The following is a 26,283-nucleotide window of genomic DNA, read 5'->3' on the forward strand; positions in this document are numbered from 1 at the left end:
ATCCTAAACCTCCGCTTGAATTATTCGTCAAGCACTTTAACACTTTGAACGATGACATTAACAGCCTTAGTATCAATTCCAAGCTGATTTTTCAAGTTAAATTTTACGCTGTCTTGTACATTACGACTTACTTCTGAAATTTTCAATCCATAACCTACAATAATATAAACATCAACTGTAATCATATTATCTTCTGACTTGACAACTACACCACGTTTATAATTTGCACGGTTAAGAATTCCATCAAATCCATCACGAATTGCATTCTTTGATGCCATTCCAACAACTCCGTAGTTGGATGTAGCTGCGCTACCAACGACAGTTGCAATTACTCCGTTTGAAATATCAATCAAACCATCTTTTGTTTTGATTTTTACAGCCATATTTATCCTCCATATCATTGTTCTCGATATTATGAATCTATTTTATCATAGTAATCAAGTATTAAGGGAAAATCCTATTCATAAAAAATACTTTTTAGAGTTGCAATGATTTTTAAATTATGCTATCTTAATTGAGTATGAAAACACAAATAAAGGAGGTTTAGCAAATGGCAAAAGATTATTTAACTGGTAAAAAGACCACTTTTGGTAATACACGTTCACACGCATTGAATTCGTCACGTCGTACATGGAAGCCAAACCTTCAAAAAGTTCGCATTCTTGTTGATGGTAAACCAAAACGTGTTTGGGTTTCAACTAAGACTTTAAAGTCTGGTAAAGTTACTCGCGTATAATAAAAAAGCTGACGACTAATAATTGCCGCCAGTTTTTTTTATTTTAAATTAAAACCATTTTCTGTCTAATTATTATAGAAAATGGTTTTTTAAATTTTCTGAAATCGATTGATATCTTTCGACTGTATCACAGCAACAACGCCTTCATTGAAAGATAAATTGACTAAGTTATGTTGTACAAATTCATTTGAGCTAAAAGATATTGGGTATGAATTAAAGTAACTAGATAAATTATATTTTGCGCCATTAATATTTAAATTTTTTACTTCTGATAGGGTAACTATTCCAAAATATGTATAACCTGGCCGTCTTTTTATTGTATGATTACCAGGATTATAAAATTTAACTAGATTTTGCCGATCAATAATTTCTATTTTTTCAGCCCAAGCATTAAACTCAGGTTTAAGCATCATTAACATGTTCGTCATAAAGTGATCAAGTCGCCCGCCAGTAGCTCCTAAAAGTGTTAAAAAATTTATCTGATAATCTTCAAAAGCATATTTTAACATCAATTCAGTATCAGTTAAATCTTTTTCTGGTACCGAATAGCGCATGTCAGGAATATATTGTTCAATAATATTTAATTCATTTTTTTTAAGCGAATCAAAGTCGCCCACAGCTAAATCTGGTACTAATCCTAATTCCGCTAAAAGTATACTCCCTCGGTCAACACCAATTAGTAAGGAGTCTCTTTTTTTTGCCGCAAAAATTGGTTTTTTCATAAAGGCTGGCCACTGTGATTTAGGACCGCCTAATAATGCAACAGCCTTCATTTTAAGATCCTATCCAATTCGTTAATTTGCGCTACAACACTTTCTTGACAAAATAAATATGACCCCGCAACAAAAATCTCTGCCCCGGCTTCCTGGGCTAATTTTGCAGTTTGCCTATTTATTCCACCATCGACCTCAACTGGAATCTTGCTTGCTAACATAACTTTGGCTTGGCGAATTTTTTCACACGATTCAGCAATAAATTTCTGCCCGCCAAAGCCGGGATAAACTGTCATAATTAATAATTGATCAATTTTTGGTATAAAGGGGGGTAAAACCGTTAAAGGGGTATCAGGATTAAGTACAAGACCGACTCTAACTTGATGTTGCTTTAAGTAGTCAATCCATTTATTCAATTCAGCAGTATCCATTGCTTCATAATGCAACAACATTAAATCAGCCCCCGCTTTAACAAAAGCTGGAACCATTATTTCTGGTTTATTACTCATTAAGTGTACTTCAGCTTCAAGCTTAGGAAAAGTCTTCTTAAAATCACTTACTACTTGTGGTCCAAAAGATAGATTAGGAACAAAATGTCCATCCATAATATCAATATGGAATCTTTTGATTCCTGCTTGAGCTGCTACTTGAATATCATTTTTTAAATCTAGATTATTAATATTTAAAATTGAAGGTGCTATCATCATTTTTTCTTTCTTCTTACTTTAAGTATTCTGGAAGCCGCCCATGTTCAATTTCTGTTCTCATAAGCAAGTAATTATCATAGCGACTTTGCTTTATTTGTTTTTTTTCAATTAAATTTTTAACTTCGCACTTAGGCTCTTTAAGGTGTTGACAACCACGAAATTTACAACTACCACTCACTCGTTTAAATTCGACAAAGTAATTACACAACTCGTTTATTTTAATTGGTGTAAAGTCAATTGCAGAAAAGCCGGGCGTATCAGCTAAATATCCATGACCTATGCGGAAAAGTTGGACCATTCTTGTTGTATGCTTGCCTCGATTTAAACTAGAAGATATGGCCGCCGTTTTTTGCTTTAAGCTCTTTTTAAGATGATTAATTAATGTCGACTTTCCTGCCCCCGATTGCCCAGCCAGGGTCCAAATCTGGTTGGGCTTAATAATAGTAGCCAAATTTTGCGCAAAATCTTCCCAATTATAAATAACTTGATAACCAAGTTGGGTATAATAATTGAGATTTTGCTTAATTTCAGTCAATTGTGGTGCACTAACTAAATCAGTCTTAGAAAGATAAATACTAACTGCAACCTTTTGCCAAGAAAAAAATGTTAAATAGCGATCAAGTAATTGCAAAGAAAATTCGGGTTCCACAGCAGAAATAACCAATAAAACTTGATCAACATTTGCGACTGCAGGTCGTCCGATTAAATTTGTTCGCGCATAAACTTCAACTAAATAATTCATTCCATGTTCATCAAGTTGTATTTTTACTCGATCACCTACGGTCGGCTTTTGTTTATTTTTACGAAAAATTCCGCGCGCTCTTGTACGCTCAATCCCGTTGCTTGTTTGAACATCATAAAATCCTGCAATTGAACTGACAATAATTCCTTCTACCTGCTTATTCATTTATGAACCTTTTCATTTAAAATCGTTTGTCCATCACGAACAACCTTTAATATACCCGAATTATTTTTTAGTACAAAAGGTATTGAAAAATTGACATCTCGTTTAATATACAAATCACGATAAATATTTTTTACGGAGTGACTATCATCACTTATATATATTTGAACATGGTTTTGCTTGCTATCAGTAGCTCCCTCATTGTTTTCATAATTGACAGTGAAAGTCTTGATAACCGTAAAGTCTTGTTCCTTTTTGGGGCCTTCAGAAACACTAACGATAACAGTACTACCACGTTGAACTGCTGTTCCAGCGGAAGGACTCATAGAAATAATCATACCTTTTTTGACCTTATTTGAATAAGTTGGACTAACTTGCAAAATCAAATTATGCCTATGTGCATATATCTGCGCACTCTTCAAAGAATATGTACTTAAATCAGGTAATTTAACCAGATTATGATCAATATGATCATTTCGACCTTTAGAAACACTAAGTGTAATCGTTGTTTGGGCCGGCTTAACCTCTACATCTGCTGCAATACTTTGAGAAATAACATTCTCTGGCGCAATACTATTTGAAAATTGATTTGCTCGTAGAACTTGAAAACCCATGCTTTCAAGTTTATTTACTGCCACTTGATAATTTTCACCTGTTACATCGGGAACACGAATCATTTTTGCACCATCAGAAACATAGAGATTAACATAGCGCCCTTGCTTAATATTTTTTCCAGCAGGTGGTGAGGTTTTAATAATCTTACCTTCTTCAACGCTATTAGAATTTTTATGCTTTATGCTACCTATTTTTAATCCTAAATTCTCCAGACGACTACGTGCCCTACTTTCAGTTAAATTCGTTACATTAGGAACACGAACTTCATTATTGTTCCTACCAAAAAGCACAAAAAACATTAAACCAACTACTGTTATGGCTGCTAATCCAACAAAAATCCACCACCATTTATATTTACGCAAATTCTGAAAAAAAATAGGACTTTTCTTTTGCTTACCTTTAGCTATACTTTTTTTTGCTTGTTCTGTTGTCGCATTCGTTCTATTCGCTTTAAAGTTTGGTAATACAATTGTTTCATCATTATTTAAACCATTACTAGCTGAAAATGGGGGTTCATTTGCCCGCTGTTTTTCTAAACTTGTATCTAAATCAACTTGCATTTCATAAGCTGACGCGTATCTAAGACGTGGATCCTTAGCTGTTGCCCTTAAAACCACATTTTCTAAAGACTGCGGCACTTTTTCATCTTTTTCTTTAATTGAAGGAATCGGCTCTTGAGCATGTTTTAATGCAATAGCAACGGCCGAGTCACCATTAAAGGGCACTGAACCTGTAATTAATTCATAAAGAATTATGCCTAAAGAATAAATATCGGATTGCTTAGTAACTAAGCCACCTCGAGTTTGCTCGGGTGACATATAGTGAACAGAACCAACAGCTGAGTTAGTTTGTGTAACAGAATTTTGATTTAAGGCAACGGCAATGCCAAAATCAGCAATCTTAATATTGCCTCTTTTATCCATTAAAATATTTTGTGGTTTTAAATCACGATGGATCACATTATGTTTATGAGCTAGTGTCATTGCACTTAAAATTTGATCCATTATACGGATCACATCATGTAAATCAAGAGGCGTATTTTTTCTAATATAATCTTTTAAATCTGGTCCATCAACATATTCCATGACCATGTATGGTAAGCCATAGTCCGTGCCTACATCTAAAACCATAACGATATTGGGATGACTAAGTTCACTAGTAGCTAACGCTTCACGCTGAAAACGAGCTAAAATTTGCGGTTCTTTTTGTAAATCCATGCGTAGAATCTTAACAGCAACTTTTCGTTGTAAAATAATATCCTCAGCCAGATATACATTAGACATTCCGCCTTCGCCTAGAGTATCTATAATACGATAACGATCACCTAGCAAATAGCCCCTATTTATCATTATTTTTCACCGCCTTCATCCAAAATTAGGCAAACAGTGATATTATCTCCCCCACCTAAGCGATTTGCTTCATCAATTAATTTTTGACACCGCTCTTTAAGGGACAAGTCTTTAGTTGCTAAAACTTGTTGGATTTGCGGATCACTCAAGGAATTAGTTAAACCGTCGGTACATAATAAAATAAGATCATGCTTTTTTAAATTGATTTGACAAAATTCTGGATCAATTGTGCTAGAAACACCTAATGATTGCGTAATAATATTTTTTTGCGGATGGTTTTTCGCCTGCTGCTTAGTAATTTGTCCCATTTTTACTAACTCATTAACGAGGGAGTGATCTTCTACTAATTGAGTAAATTTACCTTCCGTGTAACCATATGCACGTGAATCACCTAAATGTGCAATTATTGCTTCAGTGTTAAAGACAATTGCTAAAACAATCGTAGTACCCATACCATTAAGATCTGGAAATCGATCTGCAGTATGTAAGATTGTATCATTTTCTACTTTAAGCTGAACATCTAGCCACTTATGGGCACTAGAGCAATCATTAAAGTCAGTCATACTGAAGCTATGCCCTAAATGGCTTACAGCCATTGTTGAAGCAACATCCCCACCTTGATGACCACCCATTCCATCACAAACAATGGCCATTACTGCATTATTCTTATTTTTAAAAACCTGTACAAAATCTTGATTACTTTTTCGTATTTTTCCAATACTCGAAGCAAAAGCTGTTCTTATCAAAACGTTAACCTCGTACTACAAATTTAGAAATGAAAAATCCATCGCTACCATAACTATCTGGCAAAATTTTTAGCATCCCATTAGGTGCTTGCATTTTAGCTGCTTTAAATGGTTTTAATTCAAATTCCGGATGTTTTTTAAGAAAAATTTTTACCACATCTTCATCTTCTTCTTGTGTAATTGTACAAGTAGAATATACTAATTCGCCACCACTTCTTAGCAATGAACACACATGATCCAGTATTTGCAATTGGATTTTTTGCAAGTCAGTTAAATCAGTCAACTTCTTATTATAACGAATTTCCGGCTTGCGGCGAATTAAACCTAATCCTGAACATGGTGCATCAACTAAAACTTTATCAAATTTACCGGCTGCAAAAGTTTGATCAGCATTTCTAGCATCTAGAGCCTTAGTTGTTACTCGCTTACTGACTTTCATCCTTTGACAATTTTGTTCAACTAAATGCAATTTATTTTCATGAATATCTAACGCAATAACATTCCCCTGTGGAATATTTTCTGCTATTTGCACTGTTTTTCCACCAGGAGCACTACAAGCGTCTAATACTTGCTCATTACCAACAAAATCAAAAGCTTGTACTGCTAAACTAGCTGCCTCATCTTGAATAGTTATTTCACCATTTTTAAATAAACTAGTTTTACTAATTCCACCATGACTTACAATTAATTCATTCAAATTTAATATCGATTCTTGTGGATTAAAACCCAATTGATTCATCTCTGAAATCACATTAGCCAAATTAGTAGTTTGCGAAACACGGACTATATTTTTAGCAGGTTCATTAATGCTAGAAAGAATACTCGCTGTACGTTCTGCTCCCCAATGTTTTAACAAATATTCAACTAACCATTCAGGTACGCTCTCTTTTACACTTAAATAAAATGGCAAATTATCTATAGTAGGTAAAATTGGCTGACGACGAATTAAAGCACGCAAAACACCATTAACTATTCTAAAACCGTTAGAATTAACTTTGCCAAATTGCTTAGCTAATTTATTTGCTTCATTTAAAACCGCCCGATTTGGTACCTTATCCATAAAGATAATCTGATAAGCAGACATCAATAATAGCGGTCTTAAATAAATTTCTTTTAACTTAGTTTTTATTAAATCGTGTAATTGATATTCTAAATAAATTTTATATTGAATAGTACCATAAACTATACGCGTAGCAAAATTTGAATCATTCGCAGATAAATGTGCTTTTTGCAACTCATTATTCAAACTAATATTTGAATATGAATCCTTCTCTAAAACACGAATCAATGTATCTAAGGCAACTGCACGGGCACTTCTATTCGTCAATAATCTTTTCTCCCACTTTAAATTTATCACCTTGACCATTTAAAAAGTTCTTGATGGGCATTCTTTTCTTGCCTGCAGGCTGTACCTCTGTCAAATCTAACACACTTCCACTCGCCATAGTAATAGCAAAGCGACCTTTGTTATTAGCTAAACTTCCTGCTGGTAAAACTGATTTTTCTGAGCTAACTCGTGCTTGCCAAACTTTAAAGCGCTTGCCATTTACCTTTAAGTACGCTCCAGGATTGGGATTAAGACCACGAATTAAATTATTTGCTTCTTGTGCAGTCATATTGAGCTTAATTTGCTCTTGTTCCTTCCTAATATTAGGTGAAAAAGTAACCCCAGCAGAGTCTTGTGGCGCTTTTATATTCGGATGAGCAATGATTTGAGGTAAAGTTTTAAGTAATAAATCACGCCCAACAATTGCTAATTTATTAAAAACTGTACCCGCAGTATCTGTAGCAGCTATTTTTATTGCTTCTTGCGCATAGATGTCGCCGGCATCCATTTCTTTTACCATTTCCATAATGGTTACACCAGTTTCAGTATCACCATTAATTATTGAATATTGAATTGGTGCTCCTCCGCGATATTTAGGTAAAAGTGAGCCATGAACATTAACAGCTGCTATTTTTACTGAATTTAAAAATTTACTTGGTAAAAATTGACCATAAGCTGCAGTTATAATTAAATCAGCATGTAAATTAATTAAAGCTTCTAATTCTTGTGACTTTGGTAATTTAATTGGTTGAAAAATAGGTAAATTAAGCTCTTCGGCTACTATTTTTACTGGCGTTTTTTTAAGGCTTTGTTTACGACCAACTTTTTTATCAGGTTGAGTTACCACAGCCTTAATTTCATAACCGTTTTCAACCAGGCCTTTCAAAATTGGCACTCCAAAATTAGGCGTACCCATAAAAATTACAGATGTCATTTACATATCCCCTTTATATAATGTGTTCAGGCTCGTTATCAATATATATATTTAAACCATATTTTTTTATTTTTTGTGCAGAATCTTGAATTTGATGTAACAACTGATTTAAATTAGCCTCTTTTTTATATTTTACCAGTATTTGATAATAATACTGATTTTTTAGACGTGAAACTGCACTGGGCGCAGGTCCTAAAATAATAGTAGTGCGTTGCAGACGTTGTTGCAACCAATTTTTTATTTTAAATGCTTCTCTAGCAACATTTTGTTCATTCTTAGCAGCTATAGAAATTAATACTGTATAAAAGTAGGGTGAATAATTTCCTGCATGTCGCATACGCATTTCATACGCATAAAAACGTTCATAATCTTGAGTCTGAGCAAATTTTATTGCATAGTGATCAGGATTAAAAGTTTGAATAATAACTTCGCCCTTTTTCTCTGCCCGACCTGCCCGACCTGCAACTTGTGTCAACAATTCAAACGTCCGTTCAGACGCATTATAGTCAGGTAACCAAAGTCCTGTATCAGCATTAATGACACCCACTAAAGTGACATTGGGAAAATCTAGTCCCTTGGCAATCATTTGTGTACCCAATAAAATATCAGCTTCATGATGACCAAATGAATCAAGAATTTTTTTAAATGCACCTTTACGTCTAGTTGTATCAACATCCATGCGCAACATTCGAGCAGCAGGTAAAAGCGTTTCTAACTCCTGCATAACTTTTTGCGTTCCTGTACCTAAAAAACGAATCTTTAAACTCTGACAATTAAGACATTTTTGCGGAATTGCGGTTGCATAGCCACAATAATGACACTGCATTTTCGCGGTATCCTTGTGCATAGTTAGAGAAAGATCACAGTTAGGACATTTCATAACATAACCGCAATCTCTACAGAGCATAAAACTTGAATAACCTCGACGATTAAGCAATAAAATAACTTGTTCTTTTTTAGCGATTCTAGTTTTTATTGCCTCAAGCAATTGAGCGGATAAATCTAGTTGATCTCCAATAAAGTTAGTTTGCTTCAAATCAATAATCTTAACTTTAGGTAAGCTCTTTTTGTTAGCCCTTTCTGGTAATTTTAAAAGCTGATAAACTCCCTTTTGAGCACGTGCTCGACTAACTAATGAAGGAGTTGCACTACCCAATATCAGAGGACAAGAATTATAATTACTGCGCCAAATAGCAACATCTCGTGCATGGTAACGCGGAGTATCTTCTTGCTTATATGAAGACTCGTGTTCTTCGTCAATAACAATCAACCCAATATTTTTTAATGGTGCAAAAATGGCACTGCGTGCTCCGACAACCACGTGCACCTCACCGCGGCGAATCCTACGCCATTCATCATAAAGTTCACCTTCTGACAATCCACTATGTAAGACAGCAATTTGCTGTCCAAAGCGTTGCTTTACCTGGGCTACCATCTGTGGCGTTAGTGAAATTTCCGGAACTAACATCAGCGCATTTTTGTCATTTGTTAACGCTTGGCTAATTGCATTTAAATATACTTCAGTTTTCCCACTACCAGTTACACCTTCTAATAAAAAGGTTTGTGCAGTTTGATTATCAATTGCACGGTTTATTTTGGCCAGCGCCTCATCTTGTGCTGGAGTCAGTTTGATACTTTGCTGTGATTTTGAAGTGGTAACATCAATTAGCGGATCACGGTATACCTCAGTAAGTTCTTTTTTTAACCACCCTTTTTTTACAGCAGAAGTCAAAGTAGCTATTTTAACTCCAGAATTCTGTTCTAAATCTACTTGCCTTTGTGGAAATTTGGTGAAATTTTTAATAATATATATTAAAAGCTGCTTTTGCTTTTGGGCATTTTGCCTAAGCGTTTCATAAATTTTGATATATTCATTTTTACTTAGTAAAAGTGAATAGTTATTCTGCATTTTAACTTGGGCGCGATTTTCGACTAAATACTCAATTTTGGCATCATGATGTCGCAGTAATTTATGGATAAAAGAAACTTCCTTAGCATCATCTACTTTAGTTAAATCAATTAATCCCCTTTTAAAAAGCGGCATTCTTTTAGCTTTATCTGAAATTGGCGTTAAGATTTTACGATAATTTGCTCGCATCACCCGAGGGAGCATTGCTTTTAAAATAGAAATTCGATAAGAAAAATTTTCATTTGCTAGTGTTTTAGATAAATCAACTAATTCAGTAGTTAGTGGTGGTTGTTCATCTACTACTAAAAGAAGGTCCTTAAGTTTCCCTTGAAACTTGCTTGTCTGACTTAACCCAACGACAAATCCTTGCAATTTGCGTGAACCAAAAGGGACGAATACTCGAGAACCTACTGCAACTTCTTTGAGCTCATTAGGAATATGATATTCAAAAATACGATCTGTCTGTTTAGCTGCTATGTCAACGATTATTTGCGCAATCATTATAACAATCACCTTCAAAAATGGCCTCCATCTCTTTATAGATGGAGGCCATAAAATTTTTAACTAACTATTAGTTAACCTTGTGATTTAGAATCAACGGTAACCTTACCAGCTTCAATCTCTTCAAGGGCTCTACCAACGGGTTTTAATGCTTTGTAATTTTTAAGCGCTTCTGGTTCACCCGCTTCTAATTCATGTGCTCGCTTGGCAGCTAGCACAGATAATGAATAGCGTGAATCTACACGATCTAATAATTTATCGATTGATGGATATGTAACTCTCATCTTAATCCTCCCTGACCATTTTACGATATGTGTCAATAACTCGCTTTACACTAACATGCTCAGCATCAACAATTGCCTTAATATGATCTACAGCGTTGGCAACTGTATCATTAACAACGGCATAATCATAATCTTGCATGACTAATATTTCTTGACGTGCTTGATTAATTCGTCCTAGAATCACATCTTCTGACTCAGTGCCACGATTTTCCAGGCGTAAATGCAATGTATGTAAATCTGGCGGCGTCAAAAAGATAAATACACCATCGGGCATTTTTTCTCTAACAGTTTTTGCGCCATTAACATCAATTTCAAGTAAAACATCTTTACCTTCATCTAACATCTTTTTAACTGGCGCAAATGGTGTTCCGTAATAATTATTTACATATTTATTATATTCTAAAAGTTCACCCTGCTTAATAGCTTCCCCAAACTTCTCTTCGCTAACAAAATAATAATCTTGCCCGTCAACTTCACCTGGTCTCGGCTTTCTAGTTGTCATCGAAACTGAATATTCAAACGGAAAAACTTTATTTTCAACGATTGCACTTTTAACGGTTCCTTTTCCAACTCCAGAAGGTCCCGAAAGGACAAGTAACAAACCTTTTTCTGTCATGCCATACTCCCCTATAAAAAGCTATTATATCTAGTTTGCACTAAAAGAAGGATATTTTCAAGTTAAGATGTTTTTTAATTTTATGAATTAAAGACTTGTTTTTTTAAACAAATGTTCTTATAATAAATATATCAAACAAATGTTCGCATAGATGATGAGAGGAGCAAAAATGAAGAATTCACTAAAAAAAATTTATCATTACTTATTTGATTACGATAATAACAAGCCCGATGGTACGAATCAGTATAGCAGTGAGATTTTAACTTTACTTACAATGGCCATGCATAATCAAAAATATGTATTAGTGACTTTTCAAGATGGACAAAGTGAAATCGGACAAGTAAACCAGCAACTTTCAGCTCAAAAATTTATTTTGCGTTCAACTAATCAAAAACTCTTACACATTGTTAACATTAATTACCTTCTAAGAGTTGATCTGGCCTAAATAATTCTTTAACTAAAAATACGGATTGATGTCCGTATTTTTAGTTAATTCTATTTTTTCAAATAAACATTTTTACTTTTTATTTCAAATCCTGCCGCTAAATATGCCTTGATGGCGGGAATATTATTAACATCTACATCAAGTACAAATTCTTTTACGCCTTTTTTTCTCAAGTGGCACATCATTTCTTTAATAAAAAATGTACCAAAACCTCGATTGCAATACTTGTGCGCAATAAATAAGCCAAAAAAATAAGCATACTTACTAATATCAGCTGCACAATAACCTATAATTTGATTATGATACAGTAAAACAAAACTAAATTGATTTAGATTTCGTAATCCCTGAGTAAGGTAATTAAGTGACATTGTTAAATCATTTTCAAAGGCTGCACTGTGCAATACTGCAGTTTCTTTAACTTTATCCTTTGTTAACAAACATAGGCTTAAATCTTGCTTTAATCGACTATCACTTGCATTAGCAAGCGGATTTTGGGTCCGCATATTATATTCTTCATCCACTATTTTTAATTTTGTTTTACCTAAAAATTGGGGATGCTCATCTAAAAATCTTTGCTCAGATGCATAATTAAAATTACTGTAGCCGTATTTATTCAAAATTATTTTAGCCCGGTTAATCAAAGCCGTAGCTATTTTTCTTTGTCGAAATTTTGGCAAAACATATATATATAAATCAATTTCTTCATCCGGTTTATCATCTGCATAAATCATCAGAAAGCCTACCAGCAAATCGTTTTGATAGGCCAAAATAAAAGCAGGCATGTCTGAAAAATAATTGTATTCGTTACTTAAATACGGATCTGAATATGTATGATCATGAGTATGAATTTCATTCATTAATGTTTTAACCTGTTTAATTTCTTCATTCGCTAAAACTTTTTTCGCAATAATTTCCATAATTAATTCCGCTCTTTAAAACTTTTCAGCAAATCTTTTGCATTTTGCTTGGCAGCCTGAGTTACATTACTCCCAGCCATCATTTCAGCGATTGCAGTTACTGTTTCCTCTTGAGTAAGTGGCCCAATTTGGGTATAAGTTGCCCCGTCTTTTACTTCTTTGGCCACTAAGTATTTTTGATCACTGGCCGCTGCCACCTGAGGAGAATGAGTTATTGCAATAACCTGTTTATTTTTCCCAATTGAGTGTAATTTTTTCCCAATTGCGGCTGATACTCGGCCTGAAACTCCCGTATCGACTTCATCAAAAATCATGGTTCCGACTGGCTCTACCTGACTAAAAATTGATTTTAGCGCTAAAATCAAACGTGACTGTTCACCCCCAGAAACAATTTTAACTAATGGCATTAATTCTTCACCTGGATTAGGCGAGATTAAAAACACAACTGCATCAGTTCCTGTACTAGTGAATGTTTTAGTGGTTTTCAAGTCTATTACAAATCTAGCCTTGGCCATATAAAGATCTGCCAATTCGTGTTTAATCTTTTCTTCAAGTACATTTACAACTTTTTCTCTTAATTGATGTAATTCAGTAGCTTCTTTGGTTAATTTACGTTCAATCTCTATTACCTGTTGTTCTAGGTGATTTTCATCTAAACCACCTGTTTCAAATTGATTTAGTTCTTTTTGCACTTTTTTATAAAAAGCAAACACATTAGTCAAACTAGGACCATATTTTTTCTTTAGCGAATTTAGTAAGTCTATCCGGTTAGATACATATTGATATCTTTCTGCGTCAAAATCTAGTCCATCAAGAACATTGGAAAGCTCACTTCTTGCATCACTTAAAGCAAAAACTCCATCATCAATAGTTTTAGCAATATCTTTAAATTTAGCCCCGTATTCAGTTAATTCTTGCGCTGCATTCTGAGCATTTCCTAATAATTCTTCAATTCCATGTTCGTCATCATCAAATAATTGGATTAAATAATTGGCAGTATCAACTATTTTCTGATAATTATTCAGTTCATTATATTCTTCTTCTAATTGCTCGTCTTCATTTGGATCAGTTAAGTTTGCGGCCCTTAACTCCTCATTTTGAAAAGATAATATATCTTGCTTTTGTGCCAATTCTTGAGCATCATTACGTAAATGATTTAAGCGCGTAGTCAATTTTTGCCATGTTTTAAAATCAATTTGGTATTGAGCTAATTTTTCTTTAAAATCTGCGGAAGCATAATCATCCACTAAATCTATTTGGCGATCTTGATTCATTAAAATTTGTTGATCATTTTGACCATGAATATCTACTAAATAATTACCTAATTCACGTAAAACGTTAATTGTAGTCAATTGCCCATTTATCCGAACAACATTGCGCCCTTTAACAGCCAATTCACGACTAATAATTAGTTGTCCTTCTGAATCTGGCAACCCGTACTTATCACAGATTTGCGCAATTTGCCTAGATTGACCAACTTCAAATAGCCCCGTAATCACTGCCTTAGTTTCGCCACTACGCACCATCTCTTTTTGACTACGACCACCCATTAGTAGTGAAACTGCATCAATAATAATCGATTTTCCAGCACCCGTTTCACCAATTAAAGCTGTCATATTTTCTTGAAAGCGAACCTTTAAAGCCTTAATAATGGCAAAGTTTTTAATATCCAGTTCAACTAACATGCTTTTTCTCCTAAAGTCCTTTTACTGCTCGTTCAACAATCTCTGCGGGCGTATTTGGCCAAATTAATTTACCGCCATCTCTTTCATTTTTTTGTAAATGAATTAAAAACTCTATGTTTCCCTTTCCCCCTTTAATCGGTGAATAGTCAACTGCTAACACATTAAAGCCAATTGCTAAAGCTTGCTCAATCGTATGCTTTATTACCGCACAATGAACGTGATTATCATTTACTATACCATGCTTACCAACGTTTTCTGGACCAGCTTCAAATTGTGGCTTAATTAAGCAAACTGCCTCACACTGATCTTTTAAAATTTGATACATAGGTGGCATAATTAAATCAAGAGATATAAAAGATACATCGGTCATAGCAAAGTCAGGCAAACCCTTAGTAAAGTCTTCTGGTTTACTATAGCGAAAATTTTGTTTTTCCATAACTTCTACACGCAAGTCATCACGTAATTGCCAGGCTAACTGGTTATAACCAACATCAAGAGCATAGACTAATTTCGCCCTATTTTGTAATGCCACATCAGTAAAGCCGCCAGTTGAAGCACCAATATCTAGACAAATCTTATCGGTCAAATCAATATTGAAAACTTTTAAAGCTTTTTCTAACTTTAAACCACCGCGTGAGACATATTTTTTTCCTGAATCTTTAATAAAAAATTGCTCATCACTGGGAAAACTTGTACCACTTTTATCAATTCGTTGATGATTATGATCGCAAACCAGTCCGGCCATAATTGCACGTTGTGCTTGCGTTCGTGAATTAAATAATCCTTGTTTAGCTAGTAAAATATCTGCTCTTTCTTTTGTCATTTATAGTACCTTTTGATACAAATCAAGAAATCCTACTAAAACTGAATCATCGAAATTTGCTAAATTAGACTTTGCCCGTTTAATTAGTTCTTTCAATTCTTGACGACTTTTTTCAGCTCCAAGTAAAGTTAAAGTATTATTTTTACCACTTGCTTGGTCTTTATGAGTTGCTTTTCCAGCTTCTTGGGTTGTCTCAACAATATCAACTAAATCATCATAAATTTGATATGCACGACCAAAATCTTTGGCAAAAGCAACAAGTTGTTTACTACTTTGACTACTTGCCTTACCATGAATTGTTGCCATTTCAACACTTGCTTGTATTAGGCAACCTGTCTTTTGCCACTCCATTTTATCAATGAAATTAGCATCATTAGCAACACTTTTGTCATTTGTTGAATCAATGTCTAGATATTGGCCACCAACCATGCCATTTGCACCAATTGCAGCGGTAATAATTTTAACCAACTTTGGCTCATTACTGCCTTCAACAATCCACTGAATCCCCATCGGAAGTAATGCATCTCCAGCCAAAATAGCTTCAGCTTCGCCCCATCTTTTATGACTAGTTAGTTCTCCTCTACGGTAGTCATCATTATCCATTGCCGGCAAATCATCATGAATTAGCGAGTATGTATGGATTAGTTCTATTCCACAAGCAATTCTAACTTCTTTTTCAGAAATCTCTTTATTCAATGCCGAATAAGTTGCTAAAAACAATAAGGGTCGTAATCTTTTACCTCCTGCCATTACTGAGTAAGCCATAATCTCGCTTAATTTTGCATTATTTACTTCTAATTTTAAGTGACTAGCTAAATAATTATCAATTATTGGTGTCCATTTTATTTTAAAATCATTAAAAGTCATTTTTTATTCTTCCGGTGCAGCACTACTATTAGGATCAATTTTATGTTCTGAACCGTCGCTTTCAATTAGCTTAGCGACAGTTTGCTCGGCAGCGGTCAGTTTTTGATTTAAATCTCGACTTAACTTAACACCGGTTTGAAACTCATTTAAAGCATCCTCTAGGGCCACATTGCCATTTTCCAAATTAGCTACAATTTGCTGTAATTTAGCTAATTCTTCTTCAAAATTATTTTTCTTCGTTACCATTCTTAATTCTCCTTGTAGATTTTATAACTGCTACTGCTTTACCGTCTTTGAAATTAAGGTTGACTTTATTATTTGGCTTAAGCTGCGTAACTGAACTGATTGTCTGCTTTTGCTCATTAACTACATAAACATAACCGCGATCAAGAGTTTTAAGTGGGCTATAATCATCTAATTGTTGCCCAATTTTAGCTAAACCATGTCTTTTTTCCTGTAAAATATTTTTTACATTAGTATCCAATTTTTGTCGATAAAAACTGGCCCTTTCTTCGTATTGTTTTACTCTATCTTTAGGGCTCTTAGCTAATAATTGTTGCCTTGTTAATTGATACTTTTGTTGCGCAAGCTCTAAGAGTCGCACCATGTTCCGCCTAAGTTGCTCTTTTAAAAAATCCAAAGTCTGAGCTTGTTCATCATAAAGTCGTGTGGGTTCACGCATAATAACCGAATTATCAATCCGCTTTAAAGCTTCTTGGCGGGCATGAATAATATTTTGCATACTGGCAAGCATACTACTTTGGAGTTGATGAATATTAGCTAATTCATTGGTCAAATTAGGAGTGGCATATTCTGCCGCCGCTGTTGGCGTTGCCGCCCGAACATCAGCTACTAAATCACATAATGTAGTATCAGTTTCATGACCTACAGAAGAAATTACTGGCACTGGCATCTCATATATTTGCCGAACAACTAGTTCTTCATTAAACGGCCATAAATCTTCAAGTGAGCCCCCACCACGACCAATAATCATTACATCATATTTATCTTTAATAGCCATTATTTGTTTCATTGCATTAACTAATGAGTCAGCCGCTTGATCTCCTTGAACTTGGGCTGGAAATAAGTCAACTTGTGCATGCGGAAAGCGGCGATTAACCGTAACCAATATATCATGAATTACAGCTCCAGATGCACTAGTAACAACCGCTATTCGATCAGGAAAATGTGGTAAAGGTTGCTTGTGTTCTTGGTTAAATAATCCCTCTTGCGCTAATTTATGTTGAAGCTGTTGCAATTGCTCATATAAGGCACCTAAGCCTGCCGGTTCCATTGTTTCGGCATAAAATTGATAAGTTCCCTGTGGCCCATAAACGCTAACATAGCCAGTAATATAAACTTTCATCCCCTCTTCAGGCTTAAAGTTAACTTTGTCAAAATAGGTCCGAAACATGACAACATTTAGTTTAGACTTCTCATCTTTTAATGAAAAGTATTGGTGTGAATTACGTCGATACCTAAAATTAGATAGTTCACCTTGTAAAAAAACTTTATGTAAATACGGATCATTTTTAAATTTTTGCGTAATATAATAATTTAAATCAGTTACGGAAAGATACTTATCATCTACCATTTTTTCTCCTTGCTAATTTCACTACTTGTTCCATTAGTGATTCAACTGTAAGTGGGCCAATCCCACCAGGTACAGGGGTAATATAACTAACTTTAGGTGCTACATTTTGGAAATCAACGTCACCAACTATCTGATTGCCAATACGATTAATCCCTACATCAATCACTATTGCATTGTCCTTAACCATTTTTTCCGTTATTAGTCCCAGTTGTCCAGCTGCAGACACCAATATATCAGCTTCTTTAGTGTATTTAGTGAGATTATTGGTTTTCGTATGCAAAACAGAAACTGTCGCATCTTGCTCTAGCATCAATGCTGCTAGTGGTTTGCCAACAATGCTACTACGCCCAATGATTACTACATGCTTACCACTAGGGTCAATCTGATAGTGCTTTAATAAAGCCAAAATACCATGAGCAGTTGCTGGTTCAACAAAATGATTACCTTGCCACAAACGGCCCACATTACTTGGTGTTAAACAATCTACATCCTTTTCCGGATCAATTAAAGAGAGAGCTTCATTTAAGTTAATCTGGCTTGGAACCGGCAACTGAATCATAATTCCATTAACCTGACTTTCAGAGTTTAATCTAGCAATCAAGCTCAATAGCTCGGCTTGACTAGTAGCAGAATCTAATTGAAAAATTTTTTGTTTAATTCCAATTTTAGTAGCTAGCTTTTTTTTACTTTTAAGATAAATTTTACTGCTAATATCATCACCAATATTAATTACGGTAAAAAAAGGTTGAACACCTTGCTTTTTTAATTCATCTACTTGCTTTTTAAGTTTAGTTGCCCGAATATTTGCTAGCTTTTGCCCATCTAAAAGTTGTGCCATCCATAATTCCTTTTCTACTAAAAATAGCCGGCTATTCAGCCGACTACTAGTTATTTTTTAATAAAATTCGCCAAAATACCATTAATAAAAGGCTTATTTTTGGGATCGGCAAATTCATCACATAAGTTTAAAGCCTCATTAATTGCTGCCTTAGGCTCTATGTCCATACTGTACTTAATCTCATATAAAGCAACTTCTAAAATAGCAAGTAAAATCTGACTAATTCGATCGATTCGCCAGTTTTCTTTTAAACAACTGGCAAGATTAGCTTTAATTTCCTCCCGCTTTTCAATCACGCCTTCAATAATATTTTTTGAATAAGCAGAAAGTTCCTTTAGATTAAGTGTAGCAACCGTTTTAGCTTCAACTTCAGAAGCAGTATACGTTGGTTCTTGGTTTGCCAAATACACTGCTTGCATTGCTACTCTACGACTCTGGTGTTGATTCATTTTTACTCTTTTCATCAATGTCAGAAAATAGCTGAGAGGTTCCCCTATTATCCTGCTGCTCTTCTGGGTCATCCGGAAATACTAAGCCCGTCACGTGAACATTAATTTCTTTCAAAACCAAGTCAGTCATTTGTAGGACTTGCTGTCTTAAAGATTTTTGCAAATCCATTGCAACTTTAGGCACATAACTGCCAGCTTCAAAACTTACATAAACGTCGGCAATCAAATTGTGATCATCGTCAAGCTTGATTGCAATTCCTTTACCTCGATTTTCTCGTCCCAAAACGCGATTGATTCCAGATTTAACATTACCGTGCATTGCGGCAACTCCGTCAACTTTTTCGGCAGCAATGCCCATGATAACTTCAAGAACACTAGAATCTATTTCGATTTCTTCACCGTTATTTTTATCATCTAAGACAATCTTTGAACTATCTGCCATTTTATTTACCTCAAAAAACTACTTATTTGCACGAGATACGTAAGTACCATCTACAGTATTAATTATTAATGCATCGCCTTCATTAATAAAGAAAGGTACGTTAACTACTAGCCCAGTTTCCATAGTTGCAGGTTTACCACCACCAGAGGAAGTATCACCTTTAATATTTGGCTCAGTCTTAGCAACTATCAATTCAACTGTGTTTGGCAATTGGATTCCTAGAGTTTTACCTTCATGCATAATTACGCTAACATCCATATTTTCCTTCAGATACTTAGCTTCTTCTTCAACTTGTGAATTAGGAATAGCTAATTGATCATAGGTTGTCGTATCCATGAAAACATAGTTTGATCCATCATTGTATAAATATTGCATTGCTTTCGTTTGAATTTCTGCTGTGTCAACCTTAGCAGTAGAACGAAATGTATATTCTTGTACTGCACCAGTATTCAGACTCTTTAACTTTGATCTAACAAATGCACTACCCTTACCAGGCTTAACATGTTGAAACTCAACAATGCGCCATAAATCATTGTTATACTTAATGGTTAAACCATTTTTAAACTCATTAACTGAAATCATTGTCATATTAACTACCTCATCTCCATAATAATATCTTACCAATTCAGACATGATTTTACTATAAATAATATTTAAAAATATTATCTTTTATAAAGAAATTAACTCAGCTTTAGGCAAGGTTGATAGTGTTTCCGGACTTTGTCCATGAATTAAAATATCGTCCTCAATCCTTACGCCACCTTTTTGAGGTAAATAAATTCCTGGTTCAACCGTATGAACCATATTATTAACCAGTTCTTGCTTACCAAACGGTAAGGCCGGCTGACATAATTCATGAATTTCTAGTCCTATGCCGTGACCAATACCATGACCAAAGTATTGACCATATCCTTGTTCATTAATATAATCGCGCGCTGCTCGATCAACATCATTTCCATGATTACCGACAATAGCTGCTGCAATACCACGACGTTGTGCCTCATAAACAATGTTATAAATTTTACTTAATTCAGTATCAACTTTCCCTACAGCCATAGTGCGTGTAATATCAGCTGCATAGCCATGATAAAAGGCGCCAAAGTCAACTACTACCAAGTCACCTTCTTCAATTGCTTTATCACTTGCTACACCATGAGCCCAGGCTGATCGAACACCCGATGCAATAATCGTAGCAAAACTGGGGCCATCGCCACCATTTAACTTAAAAAGATAGTCAAGCTTAGCACCAATATTACGTTCAATTTCACCAGGTTTAATCATCGGTAAAATTTCATTAAAACTACTCATTGAGATATTAATTGCTTGACGCAAAGTGGCAATTTCTAAATCATCTTTAACATTGCGCACACGCTCAACTATTTCTTCTACAATTTGAAACTCAATTTGTGGATTTAACTTTTGCAAATTGGCAAATTCTACTGCAGAAACAAATTCACCTTCCACTAAGACCTTATGTAAATTGGCATGTTGTAACTGCCGACTAATTTCTTCATCCTGATTACCACGTTTCATGACAACTGACATTTCACCTGGTGCCTCAGCTTTAATTTGGTTATCAAAGCGGGAATCAGACAATAAAATCCGATCACCCTGATTAGTTACTATCAATTGCGCTTCTTCACCAGTAAAATTAGTTAAATAACGATAATTAGCTTGATTAAAAATCAAAAAGCCATCCGCACCTTGATCTGTAATCAACTTACCTACTTGGGCAATCCGCTTATTTAGAAGTGTTAATAAGTCATTTGTTTCATTCATTTCAGTATCTCCAAATTCGACCATAAAATTAGTACTAATTAGCACCAGCGTTAATTAATCAGTTCCAACTAAAAATATTATCTATAGTAAAGTCATAAATATAAAAAAGACGAGAAGCACATGCTTTTCGTCTTCTTATTAAGAACTAAATTACTTAGCTTCTTCTTCGACAGGAATAACAGAAACTTGTTTTCTGTACTTGTCTTTACGCTCAAATTTAACTACACCATTTACTAATGCAAATAAAGTGTCGTCTCCACCTTGACCAACATTCTTGCCTGGGTGAATCTTAGTACCACGTTGACGATAAATAATCGTTCCTGCGTGAATAGTTTGACCATCAGCAGCCTTGGCACCTAAACGGCGACCAGCTGAATCACGACCATTGGCAGTTGAACCTCCACCCTTGTGGTGGGCAAATAATTTAAGATTTAAAATATTCATAATCACTTCACCTCTAGCTTAATTCAATCTTTTCAACTTCAACCTTAGTATAAGGTTGACGATGACCATATTTTGAATGTGAGTGCTTCTTTGGTTTGTATTTGAAAGTTACAACTTTCTTCTCTTTACCATGTTTTTCAACTTTGGCAACAACTTTGGCACCCTTAACTAATGGTGTACCAACTTTAACGTCTTTACCATCAGAAACAAGAATTACCTCATCAAAGGTAACTTCCTTACCTTCTTCAATGTCAAGTTTTTCTACGAAAATACTGTCGCCTTCAGCAACTTTATATTGCTTACCGCCAGTCTTAATAATTGCGTACATTACTGCCCTCCAAAAAATACTTAGACTCGCCAATAAGGGTGCTTTTATAAATAAAAGTCTTCTTACCCCTATTTGTGCGGTTGCAGATGTGAAGGTCTCCACAAATACAACTACTGTATGATACTACTATTGGTAAGAATTAGCAAGATTAAAACAAGTTAGCAATCATGTTTAATTAAAATTACATTTGCCATTTTCCACCATGAACTTTAGCAATATTTTCTGTCACTATAAAAGCCTCTGGGTCAATTTCACGTGCTTTTGCTACTAACTGACCGTATTCATTAGTATCAACGATAATTACCAATTGTTGCTTATCTTTATCACTATAACCACCAATAACATTATAGACAGTTAATCCGTCATAATCGCGTTGTAACATATTTTTGATTTGCTCCAATTGTTGATTACTCATAATGCGAACTTGAAACTTCTTATCAAACCCAGTCTCAGTATAGTGCATAGTTAAGGTCGTTATAATTTGTGAAAAAGCAGCGAGTAAAAAGGCCTCAGTACCATCAACAAAAATATTTAAAAAAATAATTGACATATCAATTATCATTAAGGATATAGCTGGATCGATAAAAAAATATTTTTTAATAATTAGTGGCGGAATTGTAGTGCCACCTGATGAAGCATTTATGCGATAGAGCATCGAGACGCCAATTCCCATAAGCACACCACCATAGATTACTGCCAGCATATTATTGGAAGTTAGTTTTAAACTTGGGGTAATTTCCATTAAAATTGGTAAAAGCAGACTACCAATTGCCACTTTTTTTAATGTTTGTCGACCTAAAAAAATTGCCGCCATAATCAGCATTAATGAATTAATAATGAAAACTGTCAGTGAGCGATTGATTCCCCAAACTGCATCAACTAAGATTGCAATTCCAGTTGATCCTCCTGCCGCAACATTGATTGGCGCATAAAACAAATTAATTGCAACGGTAATTATTTCTAATCCTGACAAGAAGAAAAGCCAATACTGCCAAGTATGTCCATGTTTTTCTTTCCCCATCTCATCTTCCTTTCATAAAAAACTTTGATCTATATTGTACTCAAGACTGACCTGTTTATTCAATAAATATGCAAAAATACAAATAATTCTTAATTATTTGTATTTTTATTAAAAGCTTTAATTTGCTTTTTTATATTCAATTGTCTGATTGCCTTCATAAGCAGGTAAGCCCATTTCTGCTCGGTAGAGAGCACGTTCAAAAGCTTGATATCCTTTACTAGAACTAACTGCAAATTTAACATTATATTTGCTAGTAAATTCGCTGATATTCCATGTACTATCATGAGCAGCAAAAGCGGTAACAAGAATAACAATATCTAAATTTTTTATCTGCTGTTCAATTATTTTTTTCTTTCCCTGAAAGGCATCAATTGCTATGGGAATTCCATTATAGCGTTTGACGATTCCTTCAAGCAGTGCTTCATTTTGGTTATTGCCAATTGCAATGCCAACACGTTGATAATGTAAATTTAATGCCAATTTTGGCATTTCCGTAGCTTGATCTGCTTGTTTGACTTTTTTCTTTTTTAATTTAGTCATGGTGGCAGGCTGATCCAGTTCATAAATCCACCGAATTTCAATAGCTTCGGTAGGATTTTTCTTTAAACGGATATCGCCATCATACCAAGCTAGATCAACAATTGAACCATCAGTTAATGGGATATTTTTCTCTTCAAATTTGCTTTCATCAACAGATAAAGTAATGGATTTACCACGAATACGTAGCTTTTGCCCTTTAATATTATGACTGATAGTTAAATGACCGGAATTTCCTTGTATTACCGCATATTTAAATGTAGAAATTTGATCAACTTCCATTCGCGAAAGCTGACGAAAGCCTACGACCCTTAATATTTCTGCTTCGTAATTACGATTATCTTCTACTGGTAATGCTTCAACAATATCTCCACTTTTCAAATTTAAAGAATGGATTTGTGATTCTTTTAATGTAAAAACACATCGCTTACTGTCATTAATTAAGTCACAGCCTGACAGTAGTCGAACAACTACATAACGCTTACCTTTACGATAATCCACTTTAGGCATTATCTTTTTTTGTAGTGCTTGTTCAAAAACCTTTTTGTTGATAGTTTCTTTGGTTGTTTGCGAAGCTTTAACTGCCTGGCTTAGATCGATTAAAGTTTGACGCAACCCAGGTTCAAGCTTTGGCGTTAACAATATTTGCCGAATTGCCTTCAAAGTATTATTTTTTGCGTGATTATCACCTGGATTTTTAATTAAAGCTATTAACCCCCTCAAAAAGAGGTTTACTTGTTTATAGTCAACCTGAGTACTAGTTATTTGAGCACCTAATGCCTCATCAGCCATACCCAAGATTAACTTGATTGCAGCTAGTCCATTACTTAGGCTTTTTTCATCGCCAGCTGTTTGGTTTAAAATTCTTTTTAAGTTATTACGATAATCAAACATTATTTTTCACTTTTCTAATTCAGTAAATTAAGTATAACAAGAAAAAAGCCAACTTAAAACTGAGCTTTTTCAAAAATAAATTATTAAAATGCACCTCCACCAGAGCCACCGCCAAAGCCACCTGAGGTACCGCTAGAAAAGTCGCCTGATGTACCTCCAATCGAACAAGCCGATCCTAAGCTACTATTAAAACTTTCATAAAATCCTTTGCTATTGAAATTATAAATTGGCTCATGAATATAAAAGTCACTTTGTTGCCATTCATCAGTAGTAAATTCAATTTTTAACTCTTTTAAAACTTTTTTAGCTAGGTCAAAAGTCACTGCATAAGGCATAATATCTTCCCAAAGAACTAAGTCACCAACATCACGCATTTCAAAGCTACCAATGTCTTCTAGCATATGCTTAAACCCACGAATTTGATTAGTAATTTCAGCTCCTTTTTGAGAATAAAAACTAATCATATTATTACTGTGAACTAAAGCATTGATGCCAAAAAACAATAAAATAGTTTCCACAACTAACATTACAATTCTAAATTCAGAAAATTTAAAAAAGAATATTAGTGCTCCCCCAAAGCTAAGAAACAATAGGGAACAAATGATTGTTTGATTAGTATTTCTTTTATGAATCAACTTCTCTGCTAACAAGCCTTGATTTACAACTTCATTATAAGACTTTATACGCCAATCAATGTAACAATGGTTAACTTTTTGGCTAACTTTTTTTCCACGAGAATTTTTGATTTCTTCAGTCGTTACAGTTTGACCATTACCTATATCATTGAATAAAGCTGCTAAAAGTGGATCCTGACTAATTAAATGCATATCCTTTAAAGTTATTCTATAAAAAGTGGTCCCATCTTTTTGATAGTCCTCAATTAGTACTTTCTTTTTCACCGCTAGTTCCATTAAATACGCTGTAAATGCTCTAATATCTGGCATATCAACTTTGTCCATAATCTGGGCCACTACAGCGTTAACAGAGGGGCATTCATAATTATGGGGAATAGAATTAGAGTTATGGACTGTTCCACCTTGTTTTTTCACCGTAAATCCTAGCACAGTTGCACTAGTGGCACTTAACACAATTATAAGTACTAACCCAATTTCAGAAATAAAAATTTTCTTTCTCTTACGATTAGTCTCTTGGCTCAATTTTTTTTCTTGTTTCAAAACAAATGCTCGATGAGTTCGATCAACTATATTTTTATTTTTAGATGTAACACTTAACGGGAAAATTGTATGAACTTCTATTCCTACATGACCATCAAGATTACTGGCCGTCATCGTAATCTTACCCTTCTTTTTGTCAATTTTAAGATAACCATTAAGTGGTCCATGAGCCCAAGCTTTTATATTTTTCACTGGACCCGGAAAAAGTACAACTGCCTTTGCATGATCTAAATCTTTGTCCCAATTATCACCAATAATCATAAAATTCAATTCAGCTATATCACGATAATTTGTAATAGCTTGAGTAATTTTGTAAAAATAAGTTACAGTGCATCTAGAGTTAGGTTTAACATGATTATAGACTGTAAAGTGGTATCCTGAATTCACTTTTTGCAAACTAAAATTATGCGAATAACGTCCTATTTGATTTTCATTTTGAATTTTAACTTTCGCATCAACTAAACTTTGTGTAGGAGTAAGATTTTGCTGATAAAAAACTCCCTTACTTTGACTTTTGAATTTATAAGTAATTTGCTTTTTAATTGCAAGCGATCCATCTTCTTTAATAGAAGCTGTCGTTACATTATTTTCAATTCGATAGTCAACTTCTGCGCTAACATTTTTTACGTATAAAAATAATAGTAATAAAGTGGTTATGTATGGCATAACGTTCTTAAGCTTAATTTTCATATATGTAATCCTCA

At 34.4% G+C, this 26,283-nt stretch carries 29 protein-coding genes and 1 other annotated feature; of the genes, 2 read left to right on the top strand and 27 right to left on the bottom strand.

Translation table 11 applies throughout. From position 1 onward, the window contains the following. Positions 1-20: 20 nt before the first annotated feature. Positions 21-383 carry an Asp23/Gls24 family envelope stress response protein gene (locus tag F5ESL0237_RS04475; RefSeq protein WP_090092743.1) on the bottom strand — a complete coding sequence of 121 codons (363 nt, stop codon included), beginning with the start codon at positions 381-383 and terminating at the stop codon, positions 21-23. 167 nt (positions 384-550) lie between these two features. Between F5ESL0237_RS04475 and rpmB the strand changes: the two genes are divergently transcribed. After that, positions 551-736 (top strand): 50S ribosomal protein L28, encoded by a 186-nt coding sequence (gene rpmB / locus F5ESL0237_RS04480; RefSeq protein ID WP_090092744.1) that lies wholly within the window; start codon positions 551-553, stop codon positions 734-736. Positions 737-825: 89 nt separating this feature from the next. On the opposite strand, the gene F5ESL0237_RS04485 is transcribed toward rpmB, so the two are convergent. From F5ESL0237_RS04485 to gmk, 10 genes are all read right to left on the bottom strand, one after another. Further along, positions 826-1,509 carry a thiamine diphosphokinase gene (locus F5ESL0237_RS04485; RefSeq protein ID WP_122021886.1) on the bottom strand — a complete coding sequence of 228 codons (684 nt, stop codon included), beginning with the start codon at positions 1,507-1,509 and terminating at the stop codon, positions 826-828. Continuing rightward, complete coding sequence (gene rpe / locus F5ESL0237_RS04490; RefSeq protein ID WP_122021887.1) at positions 1,506-2,156, bottom strand: ribulose-phosphate 3-epimerase; 651 nt, start codon at positions 2,154-2,156, stop codon at positions 1,506-1,508. The genes F5ESL0237_RS04485 and rpe overlap by 4 nt, the downstream gene beginning before the upstream one ends. 13 nt (positions 2,157-2,169) lie before the next feature. Then, a complete protein-coding gene (gene rsgA / locus F5ESL0237_RS04495) occupies positions 2,170-3,063 on the bottom strand; it encodes a ribosome small subunit-dependent GTPase A (protein WP_122021888.1) in 894 nt (297 codons plus the stop codon). Beyond that, positions 3,060-5,024 (bottom strand): Stk1 family PASTA domain-containing Ser/Thr kinase, encoded by a 1,965-nt coding sequence (pknB, locus tag F5ESL0237_RS04500; RefSeq protein WP_122024748.1) that lies wholly within the window; start codon positions 5,022-5,024, stop codon positions 3,060-3,062. The genes rsgA and pknB overlap by 4 nt, the downstream gene beginning before the upstream one ends. Beyond that, positions 5,024-5,770, bottom strand: a complete 747-nt coding sequence (locus F5ESL0237_RS04505; protein ID WP_122021890.1) for a Stp1/IreP family PP2C-type Ser/Thr phosphatase — start codon at positions 5,768-5,770, stop codon at positions 5,024-5,026. Before F5ESL0237_RS04505 ends, pknB begins: the two co-directional genes overlap by 1 nt. A 4-nt stretch (positions 5,771-5,774) precedes the next feature. After that, positions 5,775-7,136 carry a 16S rRNA (cytosine(967)-C(5))-methyltransferase RsmB gene (rsmB, locus tag F5ESL0237_RS04510; RefSeq protein ID WP_122024749.1) on the bottom strand — a complete coding sequence of 454 codons (1,362 nt, stop codon included), beginning with the start codon at positions 7,134-7,136 and terminating at the stop codon, positions 5,775-5,777. Continuing rightward, on the bottom strand, positions 7,087-8,031 hold the full coding sequence (gene fmt, locus F5ESL0237_RS04515; protein ID WP_122024750.1) for a methionyl-tRNA formyltransferase: 945 nt from the start codon (positions 8,029-8,031) through the stop codon (positions 7,087-7,089). Before fmt ends, rsmB begins: the two co-directional genes overlap by 50 nt. Before the next feature lie 13 nt (positions 8,032-8,044). After that, positions 8,045-10,441 (bottom strand): primosomal protein N', encoded by a 2,397-nt coding sequence (gene priA, locus F5ESL0237_RS04520; protein WP_122024786.1) that lies wholly within the window; start codon positions 10,439-10,441, stop codon positions 8,045-8,047. Positions 10,442-10,515: 74 nt separating this feature from the next. Next, a complete protein-coding gene (gene rpoZ / locus F5ESL0237_RS04525) occupies positions 10,516-10,725 on the bottom strand; it encodes a DNA-directed RNA polymerase subunit omega (protein WP_118896282.1) in 210 nt (69 codons plus the stop codon). A 1-nt stretch (position 10,726) separates the two neighbouring features. Further along, a complete protein-coding gene (gmk, locus tag F5ESL0237_RS04530) occupies positions 10,727-11,341 on the bottom strand; it encodes a guanylate kinase (RefSeq protein ID WP_090092757.1) in 615 nt (204 codons plus the stop codon). 169 nt (positions 11,342-11,510) lie between these two features. On the opposite strand from gmk, the gene F5ESL0237_RS04535 reads away from it, so the two are divergent. Beyond that, positions 11,511-11,786: a hypothetical protein gene (locus tag F5ESL0237_RS04535; protein ID WP_122024751.1), complete on the top strand. Its 276-nt coding sequence runs from the start codon at positions 11,511-11,513 to the stop codon at positions 11,784-11,786. 50 nt (positions 11,787-11,836) lie between these two features. On the opposite strand, the gene F5ESL0237_RS04540 is transcribed toward F5ESL0237_RS04535, so the two are convergent. The 16 genes from F5ESL0237_RS04540 to F5ESL0237_RS04615 form a co-directional block, all read right to left on the bottom strand. Further along, positions 11,837-12,703 carry a GNAT family N-acetyltransferase gene (locus F5ESL0237_RS04540; RefSeq protein ID WP_122024752.1) on the bottom strand — a complete coding sequence of 289 codons (867 nt, stop codon included), beginning with the start codon at positions 12,701-12,703 and terminating at the stop codon, positions 11,837-11,839. A 2-nt stretch (positions 12,704-12,705) separates the two neighbouring features. Beyond that, positions 12,706-14,388 carry a DNA repair protein RecN gene (recN, locus tag F5ESL0237_RS04545; protein ID WP_122021895.1) on the bottom strand — a complete coding sequence of 561 codons (1,683 nt, stop codon included), beginning with the start codon at positions 14,386-14,388 and terminating at the stop codon, positions 12,706-12,708. 10 nt (positions 14,389-14,398) lie between these two features. Then, complete coding sequence (locus F5ESL0237_RS04550; protein WP_122024753.1) at positions 14,399-15,211, bottom strand: TlyA family RNA methyltransferase; 813 nt, start codon at positions 15,209-15,211, stop codon at positions 14,399-14,401. Further along, positions 15,212-16,078 (bottom strand): polyprenyl synthetase family protein, encoded by an 867-nt coding sequence (locus tag F5ESL0237_RS04555; protein ID WP_122024754.1) that lies wholly within the window; start codon positions 16,076-16,078, stop codon positions 15,212-15,214. A 3-nt stretch (positions 16,079-16,081) separates the two neighbouring features. Further along, entirely contained in the window at positions 16,082-16,324 is a 243-nt protein-coding gene (locus F5ESL0237_RS04560) for an exodeoxyribonuclease VII small subunit (protein ID WP_122021898.1), read from the bottom strand. Next, positions 16,305-17,672 (bottom strand): exodeoxyribonuclease VII large subunit, encoded by a 1,368-nt coding sequence (gene xseA / locus F5ESL0237_RS04565; protein ID WP_122024755.1) that lies wholly within the window; start codon positions 17,670-17,672, stop codon positions 16,305-16,307. The genes F5ESL0237_RS04560 and xseA overlap by 20 nt, the downstream gene beginning before the upstream one ends. Beyond that, a complete protein-coding gene (locus F5ESL0237_RS04570) occupies positions 17,662-18,510 on the bottom strand; it encodes a tetrahydrofolate dehydrogenase/cyclohydrolase catalytic domain-containing protein (RefSeq protein WP_122024756.1) in 849 nt (282 codons plus the stop codon). The genes xseA and F5ESL0237_RS04570 overlap by 11 nt, the downstream gene beginning before the upstream one ends. A gap of 50 nt (positions 18,511-18,560) precedes the next feature. Next, complete coding sequence (gene nusB / locus F5ESL0237_RS04575; protein WP_122024757.1) at positions 18,561-18,959, bottom strand: transcription antitermination factor NusB; 399 nt, start codon at positions 18,957-18,959, stop codon at positions 18,561-18,563. Continuing rightward, positions 18,937-19,401 (bottom strand): Asp23/Gls24 family envelope stress response protein, encoded by a 465-nt coding sequence (locus tag F5ESL0237_RS04580; protein WP_122024758.1) that lies wholly within the window; start codon positions 19,399-19,401, stop codon positions 18,937-18,939. The genes nusB and F5ESL0237_RS04580 overlap by 23 nt, the downstream gene beginning before the upstream one ends. An 18-nt stretch (positions 19,402-19,419) precedes the next feature. Further along, on the bottom strand, positions 19,420-19,989 hold the full coding sequence (gene efp / locus F5ESL0237_RS04585; RefSeq protein ID WP_090092775.1) for an elongation factor P: 570 nt from the start codon (positions 19,987-19,989) through the stop codon (positions 19,420-19,422). 81 nt (positions 19,990-20,070) lie between these two features. Beyond that, on the bottom strand, positions 20,071-21,180 hold the full coding sequence (locus F5ESL0237_RS04590; protein ID WP_122024759.1) for a Xaa-Pro peptidase family protein: 1,110 nt from the start codon (positions 21,178-21,180) through the stop codon (positions 20,071-20,073). A gap of 150 nt (positions 21,181-21,330) precedes the next feature. Continuing rightward, positions 21,331-21,624 (bottom strand): 50S ribosomal protein L27, encoded by a 294-nt coding sequence (rpmA, locus tag F5ESL0237_RS04595; RefSeq protein ID WP_046307181.1) that lies wholly within the window; start codon positions 21,622-21,624, stop codon positions 21,331-21,333. A 13-nt stretch (positions 21,625-21,637) separates the two neighbouring features. Continuing rightward, positions 21,638-21,952, bottom strand: a complete 315-nt coding sequence (rplU, locus tag F5ESL0237_RS04600) for a 50S ribosomal protein L21 (protein WP_090092778.1) — start codon at positions 21,950-21,952, stop codon at positions 21,638-21,640. 12 nt (positions 21,953-21,964) lie between these two features. Further along, positions 21,965-22,044, bottom strand: a sequence feature (ribosomal protein L21 leader region). An 89-nt stretch (positions 22,045-22,133) separates the two neighbouring features. Then, positions 22,134-22,973 carry a YitT family protein gene (locus tag F5ESL0237_RS04605; protein WP_090092780.1) on the bottom strand — a complete coding sequence of 280 codons (840 nt, stop codon included), beginning with the start codon at positions 22,971-22,973 and terminating at the stop codon, positions 22,134-22,136. 117 nt (positions 22,974-23,090) lie between these two features. Next, positions 23,091-24,404, bottom strand: coding sequence for a DUF2325 domain-containing protein (locus tag F5ESL0237_RS04610; protein ID WP_122024760.1), 1,314 nt, complete (start codon positions 24,402-24,404; stop codon positions 23,091-23,093). An 83-nt stretch (positions 24,405-24,487) separates the two neighbouring features. Then, complete coding sequence (locus F5ESL0237_RS04615; RefSeq protein WP_122024761.1) at positions 24,488-26,269, bottom strand: DUF2207 domain-containing protein; 1,782 nt, start codon at positions 26,267-26,269, stop codon at positions 24,488-24,490. Positions 26,270-26,283 lie beyond the last annotated feature (14 nt).

The sequence above is a fragment of the Lactobacillus sp. ESL0237 genome (genome assembly GCF_003692985.1).
GTDB lineage: Bacteria > Bacillota > Bacilli > Lactobacillales > Lactobacillaceae > Lactobacillus > Lactobacillus bombicola.